Genomic DNA, 8,589 nt, shown 5'->3' on the forward strand with positions numbered 1-8,589 from the left:
GGGTCGATCCCGACCGCACGTGCCATGTCCGTCCCCTTCCGCCCAGGTCTTGCCGCGTTCCATCACCGCGTTCCATCACAAAACTTGAGTGCGATGCTGTCAATGGGGCACGTACCCCGGACCTGGCCGGACATGACGATGCCGCGCCCCTTGCGCGGGGCGCGGCATCGCCTCAAAAGCGGTGTACCGGTGTTCCGGAACGGCGTGGTGTCAGGCGAGCTTCGCCGTCAGCGTGATCGTCGTGCCCGTCAGCGCCTGGCTGACCGGGCAGTTCTTCTTGGCGTCCTCGGCGGCGGCGACGAAGGCGTTCTCGTCGAGGCCCGGCACGGTGCCCTCCACCGTGAGGTGGATGCCCGTGATGCCCTCACCCGGCTGGAACGTGACGTCCGCGGAGGTGGTGAGCTTGGTGGGCGGCGTGCCGGCGCCGGCGAGGCCGTGCGAGAGCGCCATGGAGAAGCAGCTGGAGTGGGCGGCGGCGATCAGCTCCTCCGGGCTGGTCTTGCCGTTCGCCTTCTCGGAGCGCGACGGCCACGACACCGGCTGCTCGCCGATGCCGGAGGAGTCGAAGGTGACGACGCCGTTGCCCTCAAGCAGGTTGCCTTCCCAGACGGTGTGTGCGGAGCGCGTTGTTGCCACGATGATTCCCTTTCGACGAGGTCCCGGTTCCGGGTCCGTGGCACCATCCGATCACACTCGGGTCACCGTCGGGCTCAGCGCACGCGAAAGACCGGCCCCCGCGCGGTGAACGGCAGGGACGCGCCCTGCGGAATCAGATAGGCGTGCTCGCGGCGGACCCGCAGCACATCGCACCAGCCGTCGGTGATGACGAGGACCGGGGCGCCCGGCGGGAAGTCCTTCGCCCGGTGGAGGAGGTCGACACCCGGCTGCAGGATCGTGCCGCCCCGGCCGTGGACGCGTACCCGCCCCGCGATCTCGGTGACCGGGACGAAGCCCGCGTCGTGCGGTGCCGCGTCGCAGAACACGACCCGCGCGGCCGGTACGTCCCTGGCCTCGGCGTACGAGGCGATCGCGCCCAGTGCCTTGCCGAGCAGGGTGCGGTCCATGGAGCCGGAGGTGTCGAGGACCACACCGAAGGTGCAGCGGGCGATCTCCTCGGGCGGGAAGTACCGTCCGGCGCGCGGGATGTCGGGGGTGGCGGCCTGTCTGCGGGACGGGCGGGCATAGGTGCGCAGCGGCTCGGGGCGCGGCACGAACTCGTCGAACCAGCGCGCCAGTTGCGCGTCCCACGGCAGGGGCGGATGGCTGAGCGCGCGGATGTCCTCGACGAGGCCGCCGGGCAGGTACCCGCGCTCCTGCCGCTGGTGCAGGTCGAGGCCCCGGGCGAGGCCGCGGCGGTAGAACTCGTCGAGGTCGACGTAGTCGCGGGGTGAGCCGAGGGGGCCGCCGAGGATGTCTCCCACGCCCTTGCCGCGCAGGGTGGCGAGGCGTCGGTGGCGGCGCAGGTCGGTGGCGAGCCGGTCGTAGACCTCCTCGGCGGAGAGGTCCTTCAACTCCTGGTCGTACAGCAGCCCTTCGGGCATCACGCCGACCTGCATCTCGACCAGCCAGGAGTTGATGACGTAGTCGCACGCGACATTGAAGAGGTACGGGTCGCGGACGCCGCAGCGGTCGCCGTGGCGCAGCGCGGCGTGCAGCATCTCGTGGGCGAGGACGAACCGCCACTCCTCGTCGTCGAACTGCCGCAGCGGGTTGATGTAGATCTCGGCGGCCTCCGGGTCGACCGCGGCGACGGAGATGCCGTGCGCGTGGGCGAGTTCGGCGTCCGCGACGATCGTGATGCCGGCCGCGATGCCACCGAGCAGCGGGTAGGAGGACACGAACCAGCTCAGCGCCCGCTCCCACGGCTGCCGCGGGGTGATGCCGCCGCGCATCGAGTCGCGCCGGCCGCCCGCCATGTCCATCGCGGCGGACACCGTGCGCGTCAGCGCGTGGGCGAAGGCGAGCTGCCAGTCCGGCGCGGAACCTCCCCGCCAGGTGTCCCACGGCACCAGCAGCAGGTCCGGCTCATCACCCGCCGTACCGCAGCGCTCGTACACCGCGGGGATGCCGGCGCCGTCGCGGCGCCAGCGCGCGGCGAGCTGCTCCTCGTCCCCGTCGGGGTACGACATCGGCAGGTCCGCGGGGGTCAGGCCGATGGGGAAGCCGAGCAGGAAGCGGTTGACGACGACGCAGCGGGCGGCGAGGTCGAAGCGGTCGGGCTGCTCCCGCACGGTCTTGTGCGCCGGTACGTGTCCGAAGCCGAGGTGGAGGGCGGCGTGCGCGACCGCCCAGGCCCACTCGACGGGCCGGGCGCGGCGCTTGGGGTGGACGTGCAGCACGCCGTCGGAGTCGACGCGGACGAGCCCGTCGCGGGGCGACTCCTCGCAGTCCTCCTGACGGCAGACGCTGAAGCCGATGGCGGCGAGCGCGCGGTTGCTCCGCACGAGCCGCATCCCCTCGGCGAACGCCTCGGCCGCCAGGTCCTTCTTCGGCTCCGCCTGCCTGCCCGTACGGGTCACCGGCGGGCCTCCACCAGCCGGGGCATGTCGCGGGCCGCCTCCACCAGGAACCAGGCGGGCAGTACGGGGTTGCCGTCCTCGTCCGAGGCGATGACGCTCTGGGCGACCTCCACCGAGATCTCCGCGAGCTGCACGAGCAGCGACTTCGCGCGGTACGCGGTCTGCCGACCGTTCGCCGAGGCGTGCTCCTTGCTGGTGGGCAGCTCCTTGACCAGCCGTCCCCGGAACGACTCGGCGAGGTAGTACAGCAGGTCGCGGTCCTCGACGCGGTTCGGCCAGCGGGCCTCGCCCTTGAGGATCGCCTCGATGCCGAAACGGCTGCGGACGATCTTCACATAGCCGCAGAAGGCGACCGCGTGCGCGGGCGTCAGCGTGCCGTGCGCGATGACCTTGAGCGTCGGCTCGTCGAGCGTCGGGCCGAAGGAACGCAGGGCGTCCGAGAGCATGTGCCAGGAACGGGGCGTGGAGAACGGCTCCTCCGTCTTCGGCGGCTTCGACCACAGGTGGTCGGGGCGGTCGGTGAGGTGGTCGAGCACCCACGGATGGATGCCGTTGCCCGCCGCCCACACCAGCCAGTCCTTCGCCGAGACCTCCAGGTGTACGTGCGTGAGGCGGTTGACCAGGGCGGACGCGATGGGGCGCGCGAGCGCGTTGTCCGTCGAACGGTTGCCCGCGCCGATCACGATCGAGCCCGCGGGCAGCTCGTAGTTGCCGATGCGGCGGTCGAGGATCAGCGAGTAGAAGGCCTTCTGGACGTCCGGGGTCGCCGCGTTCAGCTCGTCCAGGAACAGGCAGTACGGCTCGTCGCGGGCGATCGCCTCCGGCGGGCAGAAGACGGAACGGCCGTCCCGGATCTGCGGTACGCCGATCAGGTCCTCCGGCGCCAGCTGCGTACCCAGCAGGCTCACGCACTCCAGGCCCAGCGACTCGGCGAACTCCCTGACCAGGGAGGACTTTCCGATACCCGGGGCGCCCCAGAGGAACACGGGCCGCACGGTCGCGAGACCGAGCAGCAGTTCCGGTACACGGGCGGGAGTGACGGTGACGGCTGCCTGCACGCGGGCTCCTGGGGGTTGGGGGGCCGGGGTTTCGGCCACGCCCAGTGTGCGTGGCCCTGGACGGCCCCGCAGCCCATTTTCCGCGACGCCGGGTCGTCTGGCCGAGCGCCCGCCCACGGGCCGATGGAACTGGCCGAGCGCCCGCCCGCAGGCCGGTGGGGCTGGCTGGCTGTTCGTCTGCGGCCCGGTGGGGGCGAGCCGCGCAGTTCCCCGCGCCCCTGAAAGACGGGGCTGCGCCCCTGTCTTTCCCCCGAGGCCGCCCCGTGCTCACAAAAGGCGCCCACCCCAGCCCCCTAAGGGGCGCGGGGAACTGCGCGACCAGCCACGTCCGGCCCGCACCCGACCGGGCCGCGCCAGGCTCACGCCCCTAAGGGGCGCGGGGAACGGCGCGACCGGCCCCCACCGGCCCGCAGCCGATGCCCCTACCCACCCGCGCGGGCGCACACGGTCACGCCGAGCGTGAGTCGTCGAGTGGCGCGTCGTCGCCGACCGGCACCTGCGGACCGTCGTCCTCCCGCAACCACCGCCGCAGTACGCGATGCACCTGCTCCGCCCCGACCAGTTCCTCCCCCGCCCCCACCGGAGGTGAAAGCGTGAGCGGCGACATCAGGAAGGGCCGCCCCTGGGCCCCGCCCAACCCCCCGTGCGACCCGATCTGCTCCTCGAACGCGAGCACCTCGCCGTCCTCGGGGTCGTACCAGGAGTTCACCATGATGTCCGCGACGTGCGGGAACGAGTGCGTACGGCGCACCGCGTCGGCCGCGCCCGCCCCGAAGTCCGCGAGCGGCCCGGGACCGTCGTCCAGCTCGTCCAGCGGAATCTCCGCACCGTGCGCCCCGAGCACGAGCCCCCCGTGCTCCTCGCTGCGGACGAGCACGAACCCGACCCCGGGATGGTTGGCGAGCGTGGTCAGCAGGGCCGGATGCCGGGCGTCGATCTCCTCGCGGCTCATGCGGTGCGGCACGTCGGGGAAGGACACGAGTCCCAGGTTCCCGGAGGCCAGCACGATGGGTTCCGACGGCGGCAGGGTCGGCCGGAACTGCTCGCCGCCCTCCTCCACGGGCCTGCGCAGCGCGGCCAGCACCGCCGCCCTGGCCTCGGCACCGCTGTGCGTACGCCGGGCCTTGCGCGGCACGGGCAGCCCGCAGCCGGCCCGGACCAGTTCGCCGAGCCCGAGGCCGTACCGGGCGCGAAAGGTCTCCCCCGGGCTCTGGCCGTGGTCGGAGAGCAGGACCACGCGGTACGCCCGCGGCGCGTGCTCGGCGACCTGCTCGATCAGGGCCAGCGAGCGGTCGAGGCGCTGCAGGACCTTCTCCGCGTCCCGGCTGCGCGGCCCGGAATGGTGCGCGACCTCGTCGTACGCGACCAGGTCCGCGTAGACCGAGGCGCGTCCGGCGAACATGTCCCCGATGACCGCCGCGACGACGACGTCCCGTTCGATGACGGTCGCGAAGGCCCGGATGAACGGGTAGAGCCCGCCCCGGCCGACCCGGGGGCGCTGCTTCCGCAGCCGCGCCCGGGTGGACTCGCCGATCTCGCGGCCGACGTCGGCGACGAAGGACAGCGCGGTACGGACGGCGTTGGCGGGGTCGGAGAAGTACGCGAAGTAGCCCGCCCGGGAACGGTTCTCCCTGCCTCGTCTGGCGGCCACGGAGAGCACCAGGGCCAGTTGCTCGGCGCCCCCGCTGAAGAGGTTTCCGCGGCTCGCGCCGTCCAGGGTGAGCAGGCCGCCGTCGCCGGTGTGCTCGATGGCCCGGCGCTGGAGTTCCGCGGCGCTGGTGGGCCGGTTGCAGACCATGATTTCCCGGGTGTCCTTCTCGTACCAGCGGAAGGCGGGGATGTCGTGGTTGGAGCCGTGCAGGATGCCGAGCTGGCTGGCGCCGGTCTGGCTGGACCAGTCGGTGCGCCAGGGCGCGAGCCGGTGGGTGGTACGCGCTCCCGGGCCCTCGCCCAGCCAGGCGGCCACGGTGGGCATGAGCCCGCGTCCGATGGCGTCCACGAGCACGTCGTGGCCGACTCCGTCGAGCTGGAGGAAGACCGTGCCGGGGGACGACTGGGCGCCGGGCGGCGGCGCCTGTCTGCGGCGGCGGTCGGACAGCCGGTACAGCCTGCGCCGGTACGCGTCGTCGTCCCGTACGGCCAGCGCGCCGCCGGTGGCCGAGGCGACCGCGGACATCACCGCGGCGACCACCACGGCGGTCTCCGGGGCGGCCGTGCTCTTGCCCGAGGGGTCCAGGCGCAGCGCCAGCAGGAGGAGTGAGCCGTTCAGGAAGAAGACGAGCACGCCGAGGACGAGGGCGGGGACGAGGAGCAGGGCCCGCACGAGGAGGGGCCACACGACGGAGGAGAGCACGCCGAACGCTCCGGCGCCCAGTGCGGCGGTGACGGCGATGCTGGTGGCGCTGTCACCGTCGGGCGACTGGAGCCTGAAGTCCGGCAGGATCCCGGCGAGCACGAGCATGGTGACCGTGGAGACCGCCCACACGGCGACACTCCGCCAGACCGCGCTCGCCACCCTCCGCCATCGTTCTTTCCCCACGTCACGCCTGCCTCACATCCGCGCCCGCCCCCTAGCCGACGGACTCGGCCCCACCTTGCCACAAGCCGACCAGCGCCCTCCGTCGCCGTCCCGCCCCAGGGCCGCGCCCCTCAGGGGCGCGGGGAACTGCGCGACAAGCCCCCACCGGACCGGCACCCGCCCACGAACGCCCAGCACCCCACATCGGCCCGGGCCGGCCATCGCCCGGAGCGATCAACGACCGTCGTACCCGGCCGTCGGCATCGACAGCCGACGATGCACCCGCGCCTTCATCTGCGCGTCGTACGCGGGCTCCGCATGCCCGACCGTCTCGACCCGCACCCCCCGCCGCGCACACTCCTCCGTGAACGCGTCCACGGAGGCGAGCGCCCGCTCCAGAACGCGGCGGCTCGGCGCGACGAACAGATCCACGAGGCCGGCCTCGGCGTCCTCCCAGAGCGCGCAGTGGTCGGGCCGCAACCCCCGCAGGAGCAGCTCCCGCGTGACCACGTAACCGCGCTCGGCCGCCCAGTGCGCGCACATGGCGTGCTGGCTGCGCGAGTCCACCAGGAAGGGGTCCGCGTCCAGCTCCTCCAACGGCGTCAGGCTGGCGATCGTCGTCACGCGCAGCATGCCGGAGGTACGGCGTGTGTCTCCCATGGCGTCCCCCTCACCTCCGGGTTTCGTCGCCGACCCTACTCCTGCCCGTAGGCTCGGGGGGAGTCGCGCGAAGGAGGCAAAGGAGTGCCGGTGGAGATCACTTGGTGGGGTCACGCCACCTGCACGGTAGAGGACTCGGGAGTACGCGTGCTCACGGACCCGCTCTTCGCGCGCCGGCTCGCGCATCTGCGCAGGCGCCGGGGCGCGCCACCGCCCCCCGAGGCGGCGGTGGCGGATGTGACGCTCATCTCTCATCTGCACGCCGACCATCTGCACGTACCGTCGCTGTCCCGGCTCGCCCCGGGCACCCGGCTCGTGGTGCCGCGCGGTGCCCGGCGTGCGGTGCCCGGACTGCGCAGGCTCGACGGCCTGGAGCTCACCGAGGTGGCGCCCGGCGACCGGGTCCAGGTCGGTGACCTGCTCGTACGGGTCGTCTCCGCTCGGCACGACGGGCGGCGGCTGCCGGTCGGGCCGCATCGCGCGCCCGCTCTCGGCTATGTGATCGAGGGCGAGTCCCGGACGTACTTCGCCGGGGACACCGGGCTGTTCGAGTCGATGGCCGAGGAGGTCGGGCCGGTCGACGTGGCATTGCTGCCGGTCGGCGGGTGGGGGCCGTACCTGGGAGAGGAGCACCTGGACGCGGGCCGGGCGGCCGACGCGCTGGCCCTGCTGGGGCCCGGCAGCGCCGTGCCGGTGCACTACGGCACGTTCTGGCCCATCGGGATGGATTCCGTGCGCCCCCATGAATTCCATGCACCGGGCGCCGAGTTCGTGCGCCTGGCCGCCGAGCGTGCGCCCGGCGTGACCGTGCACCGGCTCGACCAGGGTGAAAGTGTGCGACCCAAGATCGTGGGGTATCGGTCCTCCCCTGGGGACGCACCGGCCGGTCGGGGCGACGACGAGCGGGAGGGCGGAACCCGGTGAGACCTGTGCTCGCCGTCGCGGTCACGACCGTGCCGACTGTGGCCACTCAGCAGGCGCTCGGCTATCCGTCGCTGTTCCTGCTGGTGCTGATCGGCGCGCTGGTGCCGGTCATTCCCACGGGTGCGCTGGTGAGTTCGGCGGCCGTGGTGGCCGTCCACCAGGCTGCGCCCTTCTCGATGCTGCTGGTGTTCGTGGTGTCGGCGCTGGCCGCGTTCCTCGGGGACATGGCGCTGTACTGGCTCGGGCGCCGCGGGATGAAGTCGAAGAACGGCTCGCGCTGGCTCGCGGCGATCCGCGACCGCGCGCCCGAGGACCGGCTCGCGCAGGCCCAGGGGAAGCTCGCCGACCACGGGGTGGCGGTGCTGGTGCTGTCCCGGCTGGTCCCCGCGGGGCGCATCCCGGTGATGCTGGCCTGTCTGATGGCGAAGTGGCCGATACGCCGTTTCGCCCACGGCAACGCGCCGGCGTGCCTCGCGTGGGCCGCGACGTACCAGCTCATCGGGGTACTGGGCGGCTCCCTGTTCAAGGAACCGTGGGAGGGGGTGCTGGCGGCGGTGCTCCTGACGGTGATCGTCAGCCTGACCCCCACGCTGTGGCGCCGCGTCCGCGGCGCGGTAGCCCGCTAGGGCCGCGGGGAACGGCGCGGCCCGCCCCCACCGAGCCCGCAGCGCCCAACCACCAGAAAGCCCCCCTGCAGGGCCGTCCGAACCTGCGGGTCCGACGTGGCTGGCCGCGCAGTTCCCCGCGCCCCTAACGGGGCCCGGCCCGGACGCGAAAGGTTCCGCAGCCCCTTCCAGAGCCCGGCGCACACCACCGCGCCCGTCAGGGGCGCGGGGAACGGCGCGATCCGCCCCCACCGAGCCCGCAGCGCCCAACCACCAGAAAGCCCCCCTGCAGGGCCGTCCGAACC

6 protein-coding genes and 1 pseudogene are annotated in these 8,589 nt (G+C 73.1%); 2 read left to right on the forward strand and 5 right to left on the reverse strand.

Annotated elements, in window-relative coordinates:
• Positions 1 to 210: 210 nt before the first annotated feature.
• The 5 genes from ACFVH5_RS42550 to ACFVH5_RS42570 all read right to left on the reverse strand — a co-directional run bounded on the left by ACFVH5_RS42550 (position 211) and on the right by ACFVH5_RS42570 (position 6,755).
• Positions 211 to 636 carry an OsmC family protein gene (locus ACFVH5_RS42550; RefSeq protein WP_107016823.1) on the reverse strand — a complete coding sequence of 142 codons (426 nt, stop codon included), beginning with the start codon at positions 634 to 636 and terminating at the stop codon, positions 211 to 213.
• Between the two features lie 74 nt (positions 637 to 710).
• Complete coding sequence (locus tag ACFVH5_RS42555; RefSeq protein WP_385839053.1) at positions 711 to 2,453, reverse strand: hypothetical protein; 1,743 nt, start codon at positions 2,451 to 2,453, stop codon at positions 711 to 713.
• A 62-nt stretch (positions 2,454 to 2,515) separates the two neighbouring features.
• Positions 2,516 to 3,577 (reverse strand): ATP-binding protein, encoded by a 1,062-nt coding sequence (locus ACFVH5_RS42560; protein WP_385839050.1) that lies wholly within the window; start codon positions 3,575 to 3,577, stop codon positions 2,516 to 2,518.
• A 448-nt stretch (positions 3,578 to 4,025) separates the two neighbouring features.
• A complete protein-coding gene (locus tag ACFVH5_RS42565) occupies positions 4,026 to 6,116 on the reverse strand; it encodes an alkaline phosphatase family protein (RefSeq protein WP_385839051.1) in 2,091 nt (696 codons plus the stop codon).
• A 213-nt stretch (positions 6,117 to 6,329) separates the two neighbouring features.
• The gene (locus ACFVH5_RS42570) at positions 6,330 to 6,755 is read right to left on the reverse strand and encodes a hypothetical protein (RefSeq protein WP_384804845.1); all 426 of its coding nucleotides are present in this window, start codon (positions 6,753 to 6,755) and stop codon (positions 6,330 to 6,332) included.
• Positions 6,756 to 6,839: 84 nt separating this feature from the next.
• Between ACFVH5_RS42570 and ACFVH5_RS42575 the strand changes: the two are divergent.
• Positions 6,840 to 7,604 (forward strand): annotated as a pseudogene (locus ACFVH5_RS42575) (MBL fold metallo-hydrolase); the annotation flags it as partial.
• Between the two features lie 71 nt (positions 7,605 to 7,675).
• Positions 7,676 to 8,305: a DedA family protein gene (locus tag ACFVH5_RS42580; RefSeq protein WP_385839052.1), complete on the forward strand. Its 630-nt coding sequence runs from the start codon at positions 7,676 to 7,678 to the stop codon at positions 8,303 to 8,305.
• Positions 8,306 to 8,589: the final 284 nt, after the last annotated feature.

The organism is Streptomyces sp. NPDC127119 (genome assembly GCF_042677425.1).
In the GTDB taxonomy this organism is placed as follows: domain Bacteria; phylum Actinomycetota; class Actinomycetes; order Streptomycetales; family Streptomycetaceae; genus Streptomyces.